16 protein-coding genes are annotated in these 20,129 nt (G+C 55.3%); 14 read left to right on the top strand and 2 right to left on the bottom strand.

Features of this window, described 5'->3' with window-relative positions; translation table 11 throughout:
• Nucleotides 1-96: 96 nt before the first annotated feature.
• Both nhaA and nhaR read left to right on the top strand, forming a co-directional pair.
• Complete coding sequence (nhaA, locus tag E5C26_RS03370; protein WP_135315059.1) at nt 97-1,263, top strand: Na+/H+ antiporter NhaA; 1,167 nt, start codon at nt 97-99, stop codon at nt 1,261-1,263.
• 199 nt (nt 1,264-1,462) lie between these two features.
• Entirely contained in the window at nt 1,463-2,362 is a 900-nt protein-coding gene (gene nhaR / locus E5C26_RS03375) for a transcriptional activator NhaR (RefSeq protein WP_004950031.1), read from the top strand.
• A gap of 67 nt (nt 2,363-2,429) precedes the next feature.
• Here nhaR and rpsT read toward each other — a convergent pair whose 3' ends face one another.
• Nucleotides 2,430-2,693: a 30S ribosomal protein S20 gene (gene rpsT, locus E5C26_RS03380; protein ID WP_037420676.1), complete on the bottom strand. Its 264-nt coding sequence runs from the start codon at nt 2,691-2,693 to the stop codon at nt 2,430-2,432.
• Between the two features lie 390 nt (nt 2,694-3,083).
• Between rpsT and ribF the strand changes: the two genes are divergently transcribed.
• Genes ribF through ispH form a run of 5 tightly spaced genes read left to right on the top strand, consistent with a single transcriptional unit; the run spans nt 3,084 to nt 8,786 of the window.
• Nucleotides 3,084-4,022 (top strand): bifunctional riboflavin kinase/FAD synthetase, encoded by a 939-nt coding sequence (ribF, locus tag E5C26_RS03395; RefSeq protein ID WP_012005148.1) that lies wholly within the window; start codon nt 3,084-3,086, stop codon nt 4,020-4,022.
• Nucleotides 4,023-4,054: 32 nt separating this feature from the next.
• Nucleotides 4,055-6,871, top strand: a complete 2,817-nt coding sequence (ileS, locus tag E5C26_RS03400) for an isoleucine--tRNA ligase (RefSeq protein WP_135315060.1) — start codon at nt 4,055-4,057, stop codon at nt 6,869-6,871.
• On the top strand, nt 6,871-7,380 hold the full coding sequence (gene lspA, locus E5C26_RS03405) for a signal peptidase II (protein ID WP_135315061.1): 510 nt from the start codon (nt 6,871-6,873) through the stop codon (nt 7,378-7,380). Before ileS ends, lspA begins: the two co-directional genes overlap by 1 nt.
• Before the next feature lies 1 nt (nt 7,381).
• Entirely contained in the window at nt 7,382-7,852 is a 471-nt protein-coding gene (gene fkpB, locus E5C26_RS03410; protein WP_135315062.1) for an FKBP-type peptidyl-prolyl cis-trans isomerase, read from the top strand.
• Nucleotides 7,833-8,786 (top strand): 4-hydroxy-3-methylbut-2-enyl diphosphate reductase, encoded by a 954-nt coding sequence (ispH, locus tag E5C26_RS03415; protein WP_135315063.1) that lies wholly within the window; start codon nt 7,833-7,835, stop codon nt 8,784-8,786. The genes fkpB and ispH overlap by 20 nt, the downstream gene beginning before the upstream one ends.
• 295 nt (nt 8,787-9,081) lie before the next feature.
• On the opposite strand, the gene E5C26_RS03420 is transcribed toward ispH, so the two are convergent.
• Nucleotides 9,082-10,005 (bottom strand): LysR family transcriptional regulator, encoded by a 924-nt coding sequence (locus E5C26_RS03420; RefSeq protein WP_135315064.1) that lies wholly within the window; start codon nt 10,003-10,005, stop codon nt 9,082-9,084.
• 191 nt (nt 10,006-10,196) lie between these two features.
• Between E5C26_RS03420 and pvcA the strand changes: the two genes are divergently transcribed.
• The 7 genes from pvcA to E5C26_RS03455 all read left to right on the top strand — a co-directional run bounded on the left by pvcA (nt 10,197) and on the right by E5C26_RS03455 (nt 20,043).
• On the top strand, nt 10,197-11,162 hold the full coding sequence (pvcA, locus tag E5C26_RS03425) for an L-tyrosine isonitrile synthase (protein ID WP_135315065.1): 966 nt from the start codon (nt 10,197-10,199) through the stop codon (nt 11,160-11,162).
• Nucleotides 11,163-11,252: 90 nt separating this feature from the next.
• Nucleotides 11,253-12,116, top strand: a complete 864-nt coding sequence (locus tag E5C26_RS03430) for a TauD/TfdA dioxygenase family protein (RefSeq protein ID WP_135315066.1) — start codon at nt 11,253-11,255, stop codon at nt 12,114-12,116.
• Nucleotides 12,117-12,136: 20 nt separating this feature from the next.
• Complete coding sequence (locus tag E5C26_RS03435; protein ID WP_135315138.1) at nt 12,137-13,396, top strand: glycosyltransferase; 1,260 nt, start codon at nt 12,137-12,139, stop codon at nt 13,394-13,396.
• A 463-nt stretch (nt 13,397-13,859) separates the two neighbouring features.
• Complete coding sequence (gene dapB, locus E5C26_RS03440) at nt 13,860-14,681, top strand: 4-hydroxy-tetrahydrodipicolinate reductase (RefSeq protein ID WP_135315067.1); 822 nt, start codon at nt 13,860-13,862, stop codon at nt 14,679-14,681.
• A gap of 470 nt (nt 14,682-15,151) precedes the next feature.
• A complete protein-coding gene (gene carA, locus E5C26_RS03445; RefSeq protein ID WP_135315068.1) occupies nt 15,152-16,300 on the top strand; it encodes a glutamine-hydrolyzing carbamoyl-phosphate synthase small subunit in 1,149 nt (382 codons plus the stop codon).
• A gap of 16 nt (nt 16,301-16,316) precedes the next feature.
• Entirely contained in the window at nt 16,317-19,541 is a 3,225-nt protein-coding gene (gene carB / locus E5C26_RS03450; protein WP_135315069.1) for a carbamoyl-phosphate synthase large subunit, read from the top strand.
• Between the two features lie 187 nt (nt 19,542-19,728).
• A complete protein-coding gene (locus E5C26_RS03455) occupies nt 19,729-20,043 on the top strand; it encodes a phage holin family protein (protein WP_135315070.1) in 315 nt (104 codons plus the stop codon).
• Nucleotides 20,044-20,129: the final 86 nt, after the last annotated feature.

A 20,129-nucleotide genomic window follows, 5' to 3' on the forward strand; every position in this document is an offset into this window, starting at 1 on the left:
AAACGTATTTTATCGAAGTGATTCGCCGTCTATACTCATTCCATTACTTTGTCTGCAGGGCCGTCTGTGCCTTGCGCTGCTCTGGAGAGACGTATTGTGACCAACATCATTCGTCAATTTTTACGTCAGGAAGCCGCGGGCGGCATTATCCTGATCGTAGCCGCGATTATCGCGTTGATCATGGCCAATACCCCAGCCCAGGGGATTTATCACGCCTTCCTCAATTTACCGGTGATGGTGAAAGTGTCCTCACTGGAGATTGCCAAGCCGTTGCTGCTGTGGATTAACGACGGCCTGATGGCGATCTTTTTCCTGGTGGTTGGCCTGGAGGTCAAGCGTGAGCTGATGCAAGGGTCATTAGCCGGGCGCGACAAGGCGGTGTTCCCGGCGATTGCCGCACTGGGCGGCATGCTGGCACCGGCATTGATTTACCTGATGTTCAACGGTGCGGACGAGGTTGCTCGTCAGGGATGGGCAATCCCGGCAGCGACCGATATCGCCTTTGCCCTTGGGGTGATGGCGCTGTTGGGTAACCGCGTGCCGACCAGCCTGAAGGTGTTTCTGCTGGCGCTGGCGATCATCGATGACCTGGGTGTGATCGTGATTATCGCGCTGTTCTATACCCACGAAGTCTCGATGGCGGCATTGGGCGTGGCGGCCGCCTCCATCGCCGTGCTGGCGTTTATGAACTGGCGCGGCGTGGGCAAAACCTCGCTGTATATGATTGTCGGTTTGGTACTGTGGGTAGCTATCCTCAAGTCCGGGGTCCATGCGACGCTGGCTGGGGTCATTATCGGCTTTATGATCCCGCTGAATGTGAAGAAAGGGCCGTCGCCGTCAGAGACGCTGGAGCATGAACTGCATCCGTGGGTGGCGTTCCTGATACTGCCGCTGTTTGCCTTTGCCAACGCCGGGGTTTCATTACAAGGCGTGTCACTGAGCGGGCTGACCTCACTGTTGCCAGTGGGTATTGCAGCCGGTCTGTTTATCGGTAAGCCGTTGGGCATCTTCACCTTTAGCCTGCTGGCAGTGAAACTGGGCATTGCCAAGCTGCCTGAAGGAATTGGTTTCAAACAGGTGTTTGCCGTTTCCGTGCTCTGTGGTATTGGTTTTACCATGTCGATATTTATCGCTTCGCTGGCCTTTGGCGATGCGGATGTTGTTCTGAGCACCTATTCGCGGCTGGGGATCCTGATTGGCTCTACCACGGCGGCGGTGGTCGGGTACGGTCTGTTACGCATGTCGTTACCGCGAGTCAGATAACTCTTTTAGGGGATCCCCTGTTCGTGGGGACTCACTACAATACAATAGCTGGTCGGAGCTGCGCAGGATAAAATATGCGCAGCTTCGGCCGTTCTGTTTGGGACGAATGCAGCAACAGGTTGTCTGAAACAGGGAAAGGACATTAGTCGCTCGTTACGGCCGCAGTTTTGCCATGACGGAATGTTAAGGAGAGCACTTCGTGAGGATGTCGCATATCAACTTTAATCACCTTTACTACTTCTGGCAGGTCTGCAAGGAAGGTTCGGTGGTCGGCGCCGCCGAAGCACTGTTTCTGACACCACAGACCATCACCGGCCAGATCAAAGCGCTGGAGGAACGTTTGGACGGCAAGCTGTTCAAGCGCCAGGGGCGTGGGCTGGTGCCCTCCGAATTGGGGCAACTGGTTTTTCGCTATGCCGACAAGATGTTTATGCTCAGCCAGGAAATGCTGGATATCGTTAATTACCGCAAGGAATCCAACCTGCTGTTCGACGTCGGGGTAGCAGATGCGCTGTCCAAACGTTTGGTGAGCCAGGTGCTGGAGACGGCGGTAGTGGTGGATAATGAGCAAATTCATCTGCGGTGCTTTGAGTCGACGCACGAGATGCTGCTGGAGCAGCTCAGTCAGCATAAGCTCGATATGATCCTGTCAGACTGCCCGGTAGATTCCAGCCAGCAGGAAGGGTTGTTTTCGCTCAAGCTGGGTGAATGCGGCATCAGCTTCTTCTGCCGCCAACCGGCACCGGATCTGCCGTTTCCCGCCTGTCTGGAACAGCGAAAATTGCTGATCCCGGGTCGACGTTCGATGTTGGGCCGTAAGCTGTTGAACTGGTTTAACACCCAGGGTATTCAGGTGGAGATCCTGGGCGAGTTTGATGATGCGGCCCTGATGAAAACTTTTGGTATGTACCACAACGCGATCTTCGTTGCGCCGACGCTGTATGCGCAGGATACCTATAACGATGATGACGTGGTGGAGATTGGACGTATTGATAGCGTACAGGAAGAGTACTACATCATCTTTGCCGAGCGCATGATCCAGCATCCGGCGGTACAGAGGGTGTGCAACAAGGACTTCTCTGCATTGTTTGCTTACTAGACCGGGTATTGCAGACGTAAAAAAACCGGCCTGAGCCGGTTTTTTTATCAAGCTGACAACGTAATGCTTATTGCATTGCGTTGATACGCGCAGTCAGGTTTGACTTATGGCGTGCAGCTTTGTTTTTGTGGATCAGGCCTTTAGCTGCCTTGCGGTCCACGATTGGTTGCATTACGAGGAATGCATTTTTTGCAGCTTCTTTGTCGCCAGTTGCGATAGCAACTTCTACTTTCTTGATGTAGGTACGCATCATTGAGCGGCCGCTAGCGTTATGCTTACGACGCTTCTCAGACTGTACGGCGCGCTTCTTAGCTGATTTGATATTAGCCAAGGTCCAACTCCCAAATATATTCTATTGAGGACAATTCGAAGGCCGAGGAATATCCCCTTTTAGACTTCGTTTGTCAACGGATTTGTGCAAATAAGCGCCGTTTGTACTGGCGGCACTTGCTACGTTGTGATGGGGCAGGATTTTACCAGCTTCGAGCATGGGAATACAGTGTTTCGCGAGAAAATTCAGCAATGAGTTGGTGCATTGGTCGCAAGCTATTGGTCGTGGTCGATAATCAGCTTTGAGTCGCCGGATAAACTGCGGCGAGAGCGTTTCACCTGCAGATTATCTCCGGTATGGTATGTCTATTACACAAAGGCACCAATCGCGGGTTAACCTTAACCGCTGTACAAGGTATAATCCGGCGATTTCCACTGTTTTGAGCCAGCTATGGAGCTAATTCGCGGCATTCACAATATCCGGGCACGCCACCATGGTTGCGTGCTCACCATCGGCAACTTTGACGGCGTACACCGCGGTCACCAGGCGTTGCTGGAGCAGCTGAAACAAGAGGGGCAACGCCTCGGGCTGCCAGTGATGGTCATGATCTTTGAGCCGCAGCCGCTGGAAATGTTTGCAGCGGACAAGGCACCGGCCCGTCTCACGCGTTTGCGTGACAAGGCCAAATACCTGGCGCAGGCGGGCGTTGACTACCTGTTGTGCGTCAAGTTCGACCCGCGTTTCGCTGCCAATACGGCACAGGCATTTGTTGCCGAACTGCTGGTGGAGAAACTGGGCGTGAAATTCCTGATGGTCGGGGATGATTTTCGCTTTGGCGCGACTCGCCAGGGCGATTTTCCGCTATTGCAAAAAGCCGGGAAAGAATACGGTTTTGAAGTGATCAGCACGCCGACTTTCCGCGAGGGCGATCAACGTATCAGCAGCACGGCGATCCGCAATGCGCTGCGCGATGACGACCTGGCATTGGCCGAAACGCTGCTGGGCCACCCGTACAGTATTTCTGGCCGGGTGGTACACGGCGATGAACTGGGCCGTACCATTGGCTTCCCTACCGCCAACCTGCCGCTGAAACGCCTGGTTGCCCCGGTGAAGGGAGTCTATGCGGTAGAAGTTTATGGCCTGGGGCCCCAGCCGCTCCCCGGCGTGGCCAATATTGGTACACGCCCAACCGTTGCCGGCGTGCGACAGCAGCTGGAAGTCCACCTGCTGGATGTCACAATGGATCTTTACGGGCGCCATATAGACGTGGTGCTCCGCGCGAAATTGCGCAATGAACAGCGTTTTGCTTCGCTCGATGCGCTGAAGCAGCAAATCGCCAATGATGTGGTGACGGCCCGGAAGTTCTTCGGGCTACAGACACCGGTTTAATCTCTATAGCCGAAAACGGAACCGAGAATCTAATGAGTGACTACAAGAATACCCTGAACTTGCCGGAAACAGGGTTCCCGATGCGCGGCGATCTGGCCAAGCGTGAACCTGGCATGCTGCAACGTTGGTATGAACAGGATCTGTACGGGATGATTCGTACTGCCAAAAAGGGCAAAAAATCCTTCATTTTGCATGACGGCCCTCCGTATGCGAACGGCAGCATTCACATTGGTCACTCGGTTAACAAGATTCTCAAAGACATTATTATCAAGTCCAAAGGGATGTCCGGTTTTGACTCGCCTTACATTCCGGGTTGGGACTGCCACGGCCTGCCGATCGAACTGAAGGTCGAGCAACTGTACGGCAAGCCGGGTGAAAAGCTCAGCGCGGCAGAATTCCGTATCAAGTGCCGTGAGTACGCCGCTGAGCAGGTTGAAGGCCAGAAGAAAGACTTCATCCGTCTGGGCGTGCTGGGCGACTGGGATCACCCGTACCTGACCATGGACTTCAAAACCGAAGCCAACATTATCCGCGCGCTGGGTAAAATCATCAGCAACGGCCACCTGCTCAAAGGTGCCAAGCCGGTGCACTGGTGTACCGATTGCCGTTCTTCCCTGGCGGAAGCGGAAGTGGAGTATTACGACAAAACTTCGCCGTCTATCGATGTGGCTTTCCACGCGGTAGACGCGGCTGCCGTGGCGGCCAAGTTTGATGTGGCCAGCTTTAACGGCCCGATTTCCTTGGTGATCTGGACCACCACCCCGTGGACGCTGCCGGCTAACCGCGCTATCTCGCTGCACCCGGAATTTGCTTATCAGCTGATACAGGTAGAAGGTCAATGCCTGATCCTGGCGGCTGAACTGGTGGAAAGCGTGATGAAACGCGCCGGTATTACCCATTGGGAAGTGCTGGGTAGCTGCAAAGGCGCCGATCTGGAACTGATGCGTTTCGAACATCCATTTATGGGCTTCGACGTGCCGGCAATCCTCGGCGAACACGTCACGCTGGATGCCGGTACCGGTGCGGTACACACCGCTGGTGGTCACGGCCCGGACGACTTTGTCATCAGCCAGAAATACGGTCTGGAAATCGCCAATCCGGTAGGGCCGAACGGCTGCTACCTGACCGGCACCCACCCGTTGCTGGACGGCAAGTTTGTGTTCAAGGCCAACGATCTGATCGTTGATCTGCTGCGTGAGAAAGGCGCACTGCTGCACGTGGAAAAACTGGTTCACAGCTACCCATGCTGCTGGCGCCACAAAACGCCGATCATCTTCCGCGCGACCCCTCAATGGTTCATCAGCATGGATCAGAAAGGCCTGCGCAAGCAGTCGCTGGAAGAAATCAAAGGCGTGCAGTGGATCCCTGAGTGGGGTCAGGCGCGCATCGAAACCATGGTTGCCAACCGTCCGGACTGGTGTATTTCGCGCCAGCGTACCTGGGGCGTGCCGATGTCACTGTTTGTGCACAAAGACACCGAGCAACTGCATCCACGCAGTGTTGAGCTGATGGAAGAAGTGGCCAAGCGCGTTGAGCAGGACGGTATTCAGGCCTGGTGGGATCTGGACGCGGCCGACATTCTTGGCGCGGATGCTGCCGATTACGTCAAAGTGCCAGACACCCTGGACGTGTGGTTCGACTCCGGTTCGACCCACTCTTCCGTGGTCGACGTTCGCCCTGAGTTCAATGGCCATGGCGCCGACATGTATCTGGAAGGCTCCGACCAACACCGCGGCTGGTTTATGTCATCACTGATGATCTCCACTGCGATGAAAGGCAAGGCGCCGTATAAAGAAGTTCTGACCCACGGCTTCACCGTGGACGGTCAGGGCCGCAAAATGTCCAAGTCGATCGGCAACACCATCAGTCCACAAGACGTGATGAACAAGCTGGGCGGCGACATCCTGCGCCTGTGGGTCGCTTCTACCGACTACACCGGTGAAATTGCCGTGTCGGACGAGATCCTGAAACGCTCCGCCGATTCTTACCGCCGCATCCGTAACACCGCGCGTTTCCTGCTGGCCAACCTGAACGGGTTTGAGCCGAGCACCGACTGCGTGGCACCGGAAGAGATGGTCGTCCTGGATCGCTGGGCTGTGGGTCGTGCACTGGCGGCGCAGCAGGATATCGAACAGGCTTATGCCAATTACGATTTCCATGAAGTAGTACAGCGTCTGATGCAGTTCTGTTCGGTTGAGATGGGCTCCTTCTATCTGGACATCATCAAGGACCGTCAGTACACCGCGAAGAGCGACAGCGTCGCCCGTCGTAGCTGCCAGACTGCCTTGTTCCATATCGCAGAAGCGCTGGTTCGCTGGATGGCACCGATCATGTCGTTCACTGCCGATGAAATCTGGGCCTTCCTGCCGGGTAAACGCGCGCAGTACGTGTTTACTGAAGAGTGGTACGACGGCCTGTTCGGTCTGGCCGAAGGCGAAGGCATGAACGATAGCTTCTGGGCCGAGCTGCTTAAAGTACGCAGCGAAGTGAACAAGGTGCTGGAACAGGCACGTGCTGAAAAACGCCTCGGCGGTTCTCTGGAAGCCGCGGTGACGCTGTATGCCGATAGCGAACTGGCTGAACGCCTCAACAGCCTGCAGGATGAGCTGCGCTTTGTGCTGCTGACCTCCGGCGCGCGCGTTGCGCCTCTGGCTGATGCGCCGGCAGATGCACAAGCGGCAGAGCTGGTGAAAGGCCTGAAAATCGCCTTCAGCACCGCAGAAGGTGAGAAGTGCCCGCGTTGCTGGCATTACACCACCGATATCGGCCTGGTGGCGGAGCACGCAGATCTCTGCGGCCGCTGTGTTGTCAACGTAGCCGGCGACGGCGAAAAGCGTAAGTTTGCCTAATGAGTAAACCTATTTGTTCGACCGGCTTGCGCTGGCTGTGGCTGGTAGTGGTAGTGCTGGTGCTGGATTTTGTCAGCAAGCAGTGGATCCTCGGTAACTTCGCGCTGGGCCAGTCCCAGCCGTTGATCCCGTCGTTCAATCTGTTTTATGCGCGTAACTACGGCGCCGCGTTCAGCTTCCTCGCCGATCACGGCGGCTGGCAGCGCTGGTTCTTCGCCGGTATTGCCGTCGCTATCGTGGCGGTGCTGCTGGTGATGATGTACCGCAGTTCGGCACAGCAAAAGCTGAACAACATTGCCTATGCATTTATCATCGGTGGCGCGCTCGGCAACCTGTTCGATCGCTTGTGGCATGGCTTCGTGGTCGATTTTATCGACTTCTATGTCGGCAACTGGCACTACCCGACCTTCAACCTGGCAGATAGCTTTATCTGCGTAGGGGCGGCCATGATCGTGCTGGAAGGCTTCTTGTCGCCGGCGAAAAAAAGCGCAAAGAGTAAAGGTGAGTAATATGACGGCTCAGGTTAAGGGCGACAGCGAAGTACTGGTTCACTTCACGCTGAAACTGGAAGACGGAACGACGGCAGAATCCACTCGTGGCAACGGTAAACCGGCGCTGTTTCGTCTGGGCGACGGCAGCCTGTCCGAGCCGCTGGAAGCGCAGCTACTCGGTCTGAATGCGGGCGACAAGTGCGTCTTTACCCTGCAACCGGAAGCGGCGTTCGGCGAAGAGAACCCGGACCTGGTCCAGTTCTTCTCACGCCGTGACTTCACGGAAACCGGCGTGCCGGACGCGGGCACCATCATGTTGTTTACCGCTGTCAACGGCAGCGAAATGCCGGGCGTGGTGCGCGAGGTGGCGGAAGATTCGATTACCGTTGATTTCAACCATCCGCTGGCGGGCCATCCGGTCACCTTCGATATTGAAGTGCTGGAGATCGACCCGCAGCAGGAGGAGACGCATGCAAATATTGCTGGCTAACCCACGTGGCTTTTGCGCCGGGGTTGATCGTGCGATCAGTATCGTTGAACGCGCGTTGGAAATTTACGGTGCGCCTATCTACGTGCGTCACGAAGTGGTGCATAACCGCTACGTGGTGGATAGCCTGCGTGAGCGTGGGGCGGTGTTTATTGAGGAAATCACCGAAGTGCCGGACGGGTCGATTCTGATCTTCTCGGCGCACGGGGTTTCCCAGGCGGTACGGGCAGAGGCCAAGGCGCGCGATTTGACCATGCTGTTTGACGCCACCTGCCCGTTGGTGACCAAGGTGCATATGGAGGTGGCGCGAGCCAGCCGCCGTGGCACCGAGGCTGTCCTGATCGGCCATGCCGGTCACCCGGAAGTGGAAGGCACCATGGGCCAGTACAGCAACCCGAAGGGCGGCATGTACCTGGTGGAGTCACCGGACGATGTGTGGAAGCTGCAGGTAAAGGATGAAAGCAACCTGTGCTTTATGACGCAAACCACGCTGTCGGTGGATGACACCTCTGACGTGATTGATGCCCTGCGCCAGCGTTTCCCGAGCATTATCGGGCCGCGCAAGGACGATATCTGCTACGCGACCACCAACCGTCAGGAAGCGGTACGCAACCTGGCCGGAGATGCGGACGTGGTGCTGGTGGTGGGGTCGAAAAACTCTTCGAACTCCAACCGCCTGGCAGAATTGGCGCAGCGTGTTGGCAAGCCGGCATACCTGATCGATTCCGCCGCTGACATTCAGGAAGTCTGGCTGAAGGACGCGCATAATATCGGCGTTACTGCCGGCGCATCGGCACCGGATGTATTGGTGCAAGAGGTGATCACCCGTTTGAAAGCCTTGGGCGGTGTCAACGTGCAGGAAGTCAGTGGGCGTGAAGAGAACATTGTGTTCGAAGTGCCGAAAGAGCTGCGGGTTGATATCAAGCAGGTTGATTAACTAGCCAACATGAATAAATTAACGGGGAGCCTTGGCTCCCCGTTTTACTTTTACGGGCAGACGTCAGGGTGAAAAATAATAAAAGCGGGGGCTAATTCAAATTTTCTGTTACTTAAAGTCAAATTCGTTCTGACAATTTGAATTAACGGCAGAGGGAATGATTATATAGACAGTGATAAAGTTATTAAGGTTAATATCATTAGGCTGCAATCTAAATAAACTCTGGTGCTGGTCAGTAATGGGCTGAAAGGTTAAATAACTAAATTAATTGGCGTTACAGATGTTTCTTATTTTATTAAGTTCGTAGCTGGTCTACGGAATTTTGCTCTTTCTTCTGTAAATGAATTTTCATATGTTCAAGTAAACGACGAACCTTTACGGGTTGGCTGTCCCTGCGCGGCATAATAGCATAGCAACTAATATCCGGTAGCCGCCACTCTGGCAGTACCTCGACCAATTCACCTCGGTTCAATTCCTTTTCAACATTGACGAAGAAATTACGGATGATGCCTTTACCGGCCAGCGCCAATTCTTTCATCGCCATGCCGTTATTGGTAAATAAACGCCCGGTCATACGCAGCCGATGCTCATCGCCATCAGGGTGGAGCAGGCGAACAAATTGTGGGTTCCCCAGGGGGGTAAAGGTGACCCATTGATGGTGCATCAACGCCTGCGGCGTTTCTGGCATGCCGTGGTTGGCCAGGTAGGCTGGCGAGGCGCATAGCACTTCGCGAAAGCGCGCCAGACGAGTAGAGACATAGCTGGAGTCAGCCATCACGCCGCCACGGATCGCCAGATCGATTCGTTGGTTTATCAGGTCGATCTTTTCATCATGAATTTCCAGCCTCAGCGTGATACGCGGGTGCTCGTCAAGGAAGCTTTGCAGCGCCGGCACCAGATAATGGGTGGCGAATTCGGTCGAGGTGGCGACACGTAGTTCACCGGCCAGTTCACCGCGTAACGCGGCAATACGTTGCTGCGCCCGCTCGGCGGCATGATTCATCAACACGCAATCCTCATAAAAACACAGCCCGGCCTCGGTCAGGCTCAGTGAACGGGTAGAACGCAGAAGTAATTGTATGCCCAACTCGTTTTCCAGCAGACGGATATGTTGGCTAACGGCGGAGGTAGTAATGCCTAATTCTTTGGCTGCCATGCTGAATGCGCCGCAATCGACAACTTTAGAAAAAATAGCCATGCGTTTTAGAATATTACTCATAGTTTGTTAAGTTCAACTTAACCAAGATTGTTAATTGTAAGGGCTAATAATATAGCATTATCTCTTCTATATTGCCTGAAGCAGATAAGTCTCGAGGTAAGTCCGATTTTCCGTACGGCCTCTCTCTTTTTGATAAGTCTTATTGCGTTTGCAAATAAGTTGCCTGCGCCACATCTGAACAGGAGTTAATTGTGGATAGTGCTCGTATTGAACAAATATCGTTAAAAATCCTTCATGAACTATTGCAATACCGGCGTCGATTTCCGGGGTTGGAAAGTTCAAATGCTGAAGAGGAACAGGCGGTTTCTCTGGTGCAATTACCGCGTATTCGGGCATTTATTGAAAATGAGCAGCGTATTGAATTTGTCCTGCCTGCCTTCCCGACAAAATCACCCAACACTAATAAGGTGATAGGTTCCCTGCCCGATATGGCCGAACGGCTGTCGTTGATATTTCTTAATTCCCTCTGTCAGCGCATTCAGCTTTATTACCCGCCAGGTGCCCACATCATCATCTGCTCCGATGGCCACGTTTTCGGTGATTTGATCCGCGTCAGTGACGACGCGATCAACCGTTATCAACATGAAATTGAAAACCTGTTGCACGAAGTGGGGGCGACTCACCTGAGTGTCTTCAATCTGGGTGACGTGGAAGGGCTGGCCGAGCATACCGGCGACTATGACCTGCTGCGCCAGTTGCTGGTTGACGATTACGCTGAGCCGGAGGAAACAATCAAACACCGGCTGATGCAGGACGAGCAGGGGTTGCAGCTATATCGCGCAATCACCCGATTTTTATATGAAGACAGCCAACTGCCGGGCTACAGCGGCTCCAATGCCGCGCTGCAGAAAGACGCTAAACAGCGTGCCTGTGGCGTGATCCAGCGCAGCTGGGCCTGGGGCAACTTGCTGGCCCAGCATTTCCCGCAGGCAATACGTTTGTCGATTCACCCACAGCCCGCCGACAGCCTGAAAATGGGCATCCACATGATGCCGACCAAAGATGACTGGCTGACCCCCTGGCATGGCGTGGCAGCCAACGTTAACGGCCAGTTTGTGCTGATGAAGCGCAAAGACGCGCAGCAGCTGGCGGGCGAACTGGTGGCGATCCGCGGAACACCCAGCCATTACCTGGTCGAACAGCCACAGATGGCGTAATGCAGCACCTTGCGCCCGCCATTTTAACGGGCGTCTTTTAACGGCACGGTGGCCGTGTGAGCAGCAAATTCGATTCAAGGAGAGTGACCTATGGAAAATCAAACGCTGAACTGCCGCATTGAACTCAATACCCCTTTTGGCGCAGTGCTGACCCCGCAGTACCCCGGCCAATCTATCAGCGAACTGCCGGTGGCAACGCTGCGTTCACTGGCCCAGCAGCATCACCTGCTGGTGCTGCGTGGCTTCGACTCTGGTTTTACCGATCCGCAACTGCTGACAGGCTATGCCGAAGGCTGGGGCGAGATCATGATGTGGCCATTCGGGGCGGTGTTGGACGTGAAAGAACACCCGGATGCCAAGGACCATATTTTCGACAGTAGCTATGTGCCGCTGCACTGGGACGGCATGTACAAGCCGACCATCCCGGAATTCCAGCTGTTCCATTGTGTGGCCGCACCTTCGCAGGATGAGGGCGGTCGCACCACCTTTGTCGATACCACATGCCTGTTGGCTAATGCCGATGAGTCGTTGTTGGCGCAGTGGCGGGAAGTGTCGATCTCTTATTGTATTAAGCAGGTGGTGCATTACGGTGGTGAAGTTTGTTCACCGCTGGTAGTGGATCATCCGAACGGTAACGGGCAGATCATGCGCTACAACGAGCCACCGACCAAAGGCAAAAAGTTCCTTAACCAGCACGCGTTGGAATATCACGGGGTGCCACAGGATCAGCAAGAGGCATTTCATCAGACCCTGCAACAGCATCTCTACGATCCTCGTCATTATTACGCCCATCAGTGGCAGCAGGGCGACGTGGTGATAGCGGACAACTTCTCGTTGTTGCACGGGCGCGAAGGCTTTACCACGCGTTCTGCTCGCCATTTGCAGCGAGTGCATATTCAGAGCAACCCGGTGTGCGCCAATCAGGCGCTGAAGCCGGCTAACGCAGAGATTTAAACCCTATGGCAAGTATTCTGATGACCGCCGTGGCCACGCCCGGCCACGTTTATCCGATGCTGAGCATTGCCCGACACCTGATTGTACAAGGGCACCAGGTGCGGGTGATAACCGGTGCACTGTTTCGTGAGCGCGCTGAGGCGGCAGGCGCGCAGTTTATCGCCTTTGATGAACGAGTCGATTTCGACTACCGCAATCTTGAGCAGCATTTTCCCGAACGGGCTGCGCTGCCGCCGGGCAATGCACAGATGGCACTGGCGCTGAAAGATTTCTTCGCCGCGCCGATCCCGTTGTTGGATAGGCAGTTACGCAGCGTGATGGCTGCCGAGACGCCTGACCTGTTGATGGTGGAAAACTGCTTTTATGGGGTGCTGCCGTTGTTGCAGAGGACGGATCGTCCGCCAGTGATCGGCATTGGGGTCACGCCGCTGTCGTATTCCTCGAGGGATTCGATCTTCTATGGGCCGCGTATCCCTCCGGCGTTGTTGCCACGAGAGCTGCGGCGTGAACAGTTGGTGGATGAAGACACCCGCGCGTTAATTGATGAGGTGCAACAGAGTTTCGATATTGCGATGGCGCAATCCGGTGGCCAGCCGTTGCAGCAGCCCTTTACCGATGCGTTGATTGGCGGCTGCGATCGCTTTTTGCAACTGGCCACCCCGGCGCTGGAGTATCAGCGTGAAGATCTGCCGGACAGCGTGCGCTTTATCGGGCCACTGCGCAGCGCGGCGGCGGAGGTTGAAACCACCGATGAGTGGGATGAAGCCGACCGGCGACCGTTGGTGATTGTTTCGCAGGGGACGCTGGCGAATGTCGATCTGCACCAGTTGATTGTCCCGACGCTGAAGGCGCTGGCTGAATTGCCGGTAAGGGTATTGGCGACCACCGGCGGGCGGGCTGTCGATCCACTGTTGGCGCTGTTGCCCGCTAATGCCAGGGTGCGGGAGTTCATCTCTTTCGAACACTGGCTGCCACAGGCGGCGCTGTTGATCACCAATGGCGGCTATGGCTCAATCAGCTATGCCCTGGATCAGGGGGTGCCCTTGATTGTCGCCGGGACCGGCGAGGATAAGCTTGAAGCCGCCGCACGAGTGGTGGCAGCGGGCTGCGGCATTAGCCTGCATACCAGCACTCCGGATGAGGAACAGTTGCGTCAGGCGGTGCAGCAAATTCTGGCGCGGCCGGCTTATCGGCAGCGTGCGGCGGTGGTGCAGGCCGATTACGCCCGTCATGACGCGTTAGCGACGATTGCTGAGGAAGTGATGACATTAACCGGTTGAACAGCCCATCTCATGACCTTTTAGGCACCCTTGGTGGTGCCTTTTTTATGCAGATTTTTCCAGTCAAAACTGCATGATTATGTACAATCGTGAATTGGCGTTTATTGCAGCGAATGTTAACCCATTGACAGCATTGCTGATGAAATGCGGGAGATATCATAATTTTCTAATTATGAAATGAATCCTCTGGCGGTGATAAGGTGGGGCAGTTACCCTGAACCGATAGCCTATACCCTATAGCTTTCAAGTTGCAGCTAGGCGCCCAGCTCGCTCATTCCCAGGCGCTTACTCAAGTAAGTAACTGGGGTGAGCGACAAATCTGTCGGGAACAGATTTGAACGCTGCTTGCAGCGGCCCTGAAAGGGCAAGGCCCATGGATGGGCCTTGTAAGCAGGTAACAACGCTGCAACTTGAAAGATGACGGGTATAATGGGATAGGCGTCAAATCAACAAGAGAGCAAGTATGACTGATTCATTAATCCGCATAGCGGTTGCGGGTTCCGGCGGCCGTATGGGCCGTCAATTGATCCAGGCGGTACAGCAGGCACCGGGCGTGGTGTTGGGGGCAGCAATATCGCGGCCAGGTTCAAGTCTGATCGGTACCGATGCCGGTGAACTGGCAGGCGTTGGCGCATTGGGCGTGACCGTTAGCGACAGTCTGGAAAAGGTAGTCGACGATTTCGATATTCTGATCGACTTCACCCGCCCGGAAAGCACCCTGGCTTATCTGGCATTCTGCGTCGAGCATAAAAAAGCCATGGTGATTGGTACGACCGGCTTTGACGATGCCGGTAAAGATGCCATCAAAGCCGCCGGGCAGCAGATAGGCATCGTCTTCGCCGCCAACTTCAGCGTCGGCGTCAACCTGGTGCTGAAACTGCTGGAAAAAGCCGCTCAGGTGATGGGCGACTATACCGATATCGAGATTATTGAAGCGCACCACCGCCATAAAGTGGATGCCCCTTCCGGCACCGCATTGGCGATGGGTGAGGCGATCGCTGGCGCACTGGGGCGTGATCTTAAAGAGTGTGCAGTGTATGCGCGTGAAGGTTATACCGGCGAGCGCGATCCGAAGAGCATTGGCTTTGCCACGATTCGTGCCGGCGATATCGTCGGTGAGCATACCGCCATGTTTGCCGACATTGGTGAGCGGGTTGAGATTACCCATAAGGCCACCAGCCGCATGACTTTTGCCAGCGGGGCGGTACGGGCGGCATCATGGGTGCATAGCCGTGATAAAGGCCTGTTTGATATGCGAGACGTGCTCAATCTTGACCAGTTATAATTGATTTCTATACCATCGTGATGTGGTTGTGTTGATCTTAATGCTGTGATTAATGGACAATAATTTTATTGTCCTTTTTTTTAACATGAAAAACAGGTGTTATGTATTGATTTCATGATTTGGTTTCTATTTTTTATTGTTTTAATGGGTATTTTTACCGGAATTCTCCGTTGCTGATGTTTTTAGCCCAGGATTTGGTCTTCATAACTGCGCTTTTGGGTCATTCGCCGCCGCAACCGTTTACCAGCCCGAGTTTAGCGGTGTTTTTATGGCTGCTAACCCTATTAAACGTCGAGAAGTGCAAAAATAAGAGAAAAAATGGCGCTTTGGGTAGACAAGCGGAGCTCTCATCATTAGAATGCGCCCAATTTGCCAAAAATTGACCTTGAGGGCGGTTTTTGCATTGATTTAGATCGCGATATCTGAATTAATATGCAAATATTGTGATTGATTATTCCTTGGAGGGTGTTTTGATTAAGTCAGCGCTATTGGTTCTCGAAGACGGAACCCAATTCCACGGTCGGGCCATCGGGGCAGAGGGTACGGCAGTGGGGGAAGTGGTCTTCAATACGTCGATGACCGGTTATCAAGAAATCCTCACTGATCCTTCCTACTCCCGCCAGATCGTTACTCTTACTTATCCTCATATCGGCAATGTCGGCACCAATGCTGCTGACGAAGAATCCTCCGCAGTACACGCCCAAGGCCTCGTCATTCGCGACCTCCCACTGATTGCCAGCAACTACCGCAACGAAGAAGGCCTGTCTGACTACCTGAAGCGTCATAACATCGTGGCGATCGCCGATATTGATACCCGCAAGCTGACCCGTCTGCTGCGTGAGAAGGGTGCACAGAACGGCTGCATCATTGCTGCCGATACCCCGGATGCTGCCCTGGCCTTGGCCAAGGCCAAAGGTTTCCCGGGCCTGAAAGGCATGGATCTGGCGAAAGAAGTGACCACCCAGGAAGCTTACAGCTGGCAGCAAGGCAGCTGGACGCTGGAAGGTGAACTGCCGGAAGCCAAAGCGGCCTCCGAGCTGCCGTTCCACGTGGTGGCTTACGACTTCGGCGCCAAGCGCAACATCCTGCGCATGCTGGTGGATCGCGGCTGCCGCCTGACGGTAGTGCCGGCGCAGACCCCGGCAGATGAAGTGTTGAAGATGAATCCGGACGGCATTTTCCTGTCCAACGGCCCGGGCGACCCGGAGCCTTGTGATTACGCCATCACCGCCATCAAGCAGTTCCTGGAAACCAACATTCCGGTATTTGGCATCTGCCTCGGCCACCAGTTGCTGGCACTGGCCAGCGGCGCGAAAACCGTGAAGATGAAGCTCGGCCACCACGGCGGCAACCACCCGGTAAAAGACCTGGATAAAGACTGCGTCATGATCACCGCGCAGAACCATGGTTTTGCCGTGGATGAAAATAACCTGCCGCCGGAACTGCGCGTAACGCATAAATCCTTGTTCGACCACACGGTGCAGGGTATTCACCGCACCGATAAAGCGGCATTCAGCTTCCAGGGCCACCCTGAAGCCAGCCCGGGCCCACACGATGCCGCGCCGCTGTTCGATCACTTTATCGAGCTGATCGAGACTTACCGTTCTAACGCCAAATAATCAGGAGCAGTAAAAAATGCCAAAACGTACAGACATAAAAAGCATCCTGATCCTCGGCGCTGGCCCGATTGTTATCGGCCAGGCGTGTGAGTTCGACTACTCGGGTGCTCAGGCGTGTAAAGCGCTGCGCGAAGAGGGTTACCGCGTTATTTTGGTGAACTCCAACCCGGCCACCATCATGACTGACCCGGAAATGGCCGATGCGACCTACATCGAGCCGATTCACTGGAAAGTGGTGCGCAAAATCATCGAAAAAGAGCGTCCGGATGCCGTGCTGCCGACCATGGGCGGCCAGACCGCACTGAACTGTGCACTGGAGCTGGAACGTCAGGGCGTGCTGGCCGAGTTTGGCGTAACCATGATTGGCGCTACTGCCGACGCGATCGATAAAGCCGAAGACCGTCGCCGTTTCGACGTGGCAATGAAGAAAATCGGCCTGGACACTGCGCGCTCCGGCATCGCGCACAATATGGAAGAAGCGCTGGCGGTTGCCGCTGACGTTGGCTTCCCGTGCATCATCCGTCCTTCCTTTACCATGGGCGGCAGCGGCGGCGGTATCGCCTATAACCGCGAAGAGTTCGAAGAGATCTGCGAACGCGGCCTGGATCTGTCACCAACCAAAGAGCTGCTGATTGACGAGTCGCTGATCGGCTGGAAAGAGTACGAGATGGAGGTGGTGCGCGATAAGAATGATAACTGCATCATCGTCTGCTCGATTGAAAACTTCGACGCCATGGGCATCCATACCGGTGACTCCATCACCGTGGCCCCGGCGCAGACCCTGACCGACAAAGAATACCAAATCATGCGTAACGCCTCGATGGCGGTGCTGCGTGAAATCGGCGTGGAAACCGGCGGCTCTAACGTGCAGTTCTCGGTTAACCCGAAAACCGGCCGCCTGATCGTCATCGAAATGAACCCGCGTGTGTCCCGTTCTTCGGCGCTGGCATCGAAAGCCACCGGCTTCCCGATTGCCAAAATCGCCGCCAAACTGGCGGTGGGCTATACCCTCGACGAACTGATGAACGACATCACCGGTGGCCGTACCCCGGCCTCGTTTGAACCGTCCATCGACTACGTGGTAACCAAAATTCCTCGTTTCAACTTCGAGAAATTTGCCGGTGCCAACGACCGTCTGACTACCCAAATGAAATCCGTCGGCGAAGTGATGGCGATTGGCCGCACCCAGCAAGAGTCGCTGCAAAAAGCGCTGCGCGGCCTGGAAGTGGGCGCGACCGGCTTTGACCCTAAAGTGAGCCTGGACGACCCGGAAGCGCTGACCAAAATCCGCCGTGAACTGAAAGATGCCGGCTCTGACCGCATCTGGTACATCGCCGACGCCTTCCGCGCCGGTCTGTCGGTGGACGGCGTATTCAACCTGACCAACGTCGACCGCTGGTTCCTGGTGCAGATTGAAGAGCTGGTGCGTCTGGAAGAGCAGGTCGCCGAAACCGGCATCAACGGTCTGACGCAAGAGTTCCTGCGTACCCTGAAGCGTAAAGGCTTCGCCGATGCGCGTCTGGCCACCCTGGCCGGCGTTGCCGAAAGCGAAATCCGCAAACTGCGCCACGGTTATGGCCTGCACCCGGTTTACAAGCGTGTGGATACTTGCGCGGCGGAATTCGCCACCGACACCGCTTACATGTACTCCACCTATGAAGAAGAGTGCGAGTCCAATCCGACCAATGACCGTCCAAAAATCATGGTACTGGGCGGCGGTCCGAACCGTATCGGCCAGGGCATTGAGTTCGACTACTGCTGCGTACACGCCTCGCTGGCGCTGCGCGAAGACGGTTACGAGACCATTATGGTCAACTGTAACCCGGAAACCGTGTCTACCGACTACGACACGTCTGACCGTCTGTACTTCGAGCCGGTCACGCTGGAAGACGTGCTGGAAATTGTGCGTATCGAGAAGCCGAAAGGCGTGATTGTACAGTACGGCGGCCAGACCCCGCTGAAGCTGGCGCGTGAGCTGGAAGCCGCAGGCGTGCCGATTATCGGGACCAGCCCGGATGCGATTGACCGCGCCGAAGACCGTGAGCGTTTCCAACAGGCGGTACAGCGTCTGGGCCTGAAACAGCCTGCTAACGCCACCGTTGCCACCATCGAACAGGCGGTAGAAAAGGCAGCCGGTATCGGCTACCCGCTGGTGGTTCGCCCTTCCTACGTACTGGGCGGCCGCGCGATGGAAATCGTCTATGACGATATCGACCTGCGCCGTTACTTCCAGAACGCGGTTAGCGTTTCTAACGACGCGCCAGTGCTGCTGGACCGCTTCCTGGATGACGCGGTAGAAGTCGACGTCGACGCGATTTGCGACGGCGAGCGGGTGCTGATTGGCGGCATCATGGAACACATCGAACAGGCGGGCGTGCACTCTGGTGACTCCGCTTGCTCACTGCCAGCCTACACCCTGAGCAAAGAGATTCAGGACGTGATGCGCCAGCAGGTTGAGAAACTGGCATTCGAGCTGCAGGTTCGTGGTCTGATGAACGTGCAGTTTGCGGTGAAGAACAACGAAGTTTACCTGATTGAAGTCAACCCACGTGCCGCGCGTACTGTGCCATTCGTCTCCAAGGCGACCGGTGTACAGCTGGCCAAGGTGGCGGCACGCGTGATGGCAGGCAAAACGCTGGCCGAGCAGGGCGTAACGGAAGAAGTTATCCCGCCTTACTACTCGGTGAAAGAAGTGGTGTTGCCGTTCAACAAGTTCCCGGGCGTCGACCCGATTTTAGGGCCGGAAATGCGCTCTACCGGGGAAGTGATGGGCGTTGGCCGCACCTTCGCGGAAGCCTTCTCCAAGGCGATGCTCGGCAGCCAGTCAGGTATGAAGAAACAGGGCCGTGCACTGCTGTCGGTGCGTGAAGGCGATAAAGCCCGGGTGGTGGATCTGGCGGCAAGCCTGCTGAAACAGGGCTTTGAACTGGATGCCACCCACGGCACTGCCGTGGTACTGGGCGAAGCGGGGATTAACCCGCGCCTGGTCAACAAGGTGCATGAGGGTCGTCCGCACATTCAGGACCGTATCAAGAATGGCGAGTACACCTACATCGTTAACACCACGGCCGGTCGTCAGGCGATTGAGGACTCCAAACTGATTCGCCGTAGCGCACTGCAGTACAAGGTGCATTACGATACTACCCTGAACGGCGGCTTCGCCACCGCGATGGCGCTGAAGGCTGACCCGACCGAACAGGTGACTTCGGTGCAGGAGATGCACGCACGCATCGCCAAGTAATTTCAGCATCACACAGTCTGAGCCCTGCATGCAGGGCTCTTTTTTTGCCTGGTAAACCCCTCCGATAAATATCGTTCTATTCCTGACTACTATTGTGTCATTGCCCGCACAGTCGATGCCGCTGGCCGGACAGCACTGGCGCAGTATGATCTCATTCCCTGCCACTGAAGCAGATAAGGAGATAAAGATGTTAACTAAAACACCCGTAGACACTCAGGTTTTTACCTGGCTGATTATTGGCTGTTTTTCCGCATGGGGAGGATTGGTGAGATACCTAATGGATACGCAGGGCCAACCGCATAAATGGAGCTGGATGGGGGTGATCAGCCAGGTCATCATCTCCAGCTTTACCGGTTTGCTCGGGGGGCTGCTCAGCTTTGAAAGCAATGCGAGCCGCTATATGACTTTTGCCATTGCCGGGTTGTTCGGCACATTGGGCTCAACGGCGTTGAGCTACCTGTGGCGGCGCTTCTTTGGGCAGAATGCCGGAGGGAATCAATGAGGGGAGGTTGAAGGGGGATCCGCCACTCCTTCAGCCAATTTGTTGTCTCGCGTTAAAAATTTCCGCTATCAATCATTCAGCAAACT

The organism is Serratia proteamaculans, from assembly GCF_004684015.1.
In the GTDB taxonomy this organism is placed as follows: Bacteria; Pseudomonadota; Gammaproteobacteria; order Enterobacterales; family Enterobacteriaceae; genus Serratia; species Serratia proteamaculans_F.

What these genes read in the sequence shown, in the direction of transcription:
- ribF (WP_012005148.1), top strand. Translation starts at nt 3,084, where the DNA reads ATGGAGCTAATTCGCGGCATTCACAATATCCGGGCACGCCACCATGGT.
- ileS (WP_135315060.1), top strand. Translation starts at nt 4,055, where the DNA reads ATGAGTGACTACAAGAATACCCTGAACTTGCCGGAAACAGGGTTCCCG.
- lspA (WP_135315061.1), top strand. Translation starts at nt 6,871, where the DNA reads ATGAGTAAACCTATTTGTTCGACCGGCTTGCGCTGGCTGTGGCTGGTA.
- fkpB (WP_135315062.1), top strand. Translation starts at nt 7,382, where the DNA reads ATGACGGCTCAGGTTAAGGGCGACAGCGAAGTACTGGTTCACTTCACG.
- ispH (WP_135315063.1), top strand. Translation starts at nt 7,833, where the DNA reads ATGCAAATATTGCTGGCTAACCCACGTGGCTTTTGCGCCGGGGTTGAT.
- E5C26_RS03420 (WP_135315064.1), bottom strand. Translation starts at nt 10,005, where the DNA reads ATGAGTAATATTCTAAAACGCATGGCTATTTTTTCTAAAGTTGTCGAT.
- E5C26_RS03430 (WP_135315066.1), top strand. Translation starts at nt 11,253, where the DNA reads ATGGAAAATCAAACGCTGAACTGCCGCATTGAACTCAATACCCCTTTT.
- E5C26_RS03435 (WP_135315138.1), top strand. Translation starts at nt 12,137, where the DNA reads ATGACCGCCGTGGCCACGCCCGGCCACGTTTATCCGATGCTGAGCATT.
- dapB (WP_135315067.1), top strand. Translation starts at nt 13,860, where the DNA reads ATGACTGATTCATTAATCCGCATAGCGGTTGCGGGTTCCGGCGGCCGT.
- carB (WP_135315069.1), top strand. Translation starts at nt 16,317, where the DNA reads ATGCCAAAACGTACAGACATAAAAAGCATCCTGATCCTCGGCGCTGGC.
- E5C26_RS03455 (WP_135315070.1), top strand. Translation starts at nt 19,729, where the DNA reads ATGTTAACTAAAACACCCGTAGACACTCAGGTTTTTACCTGGCTGATT.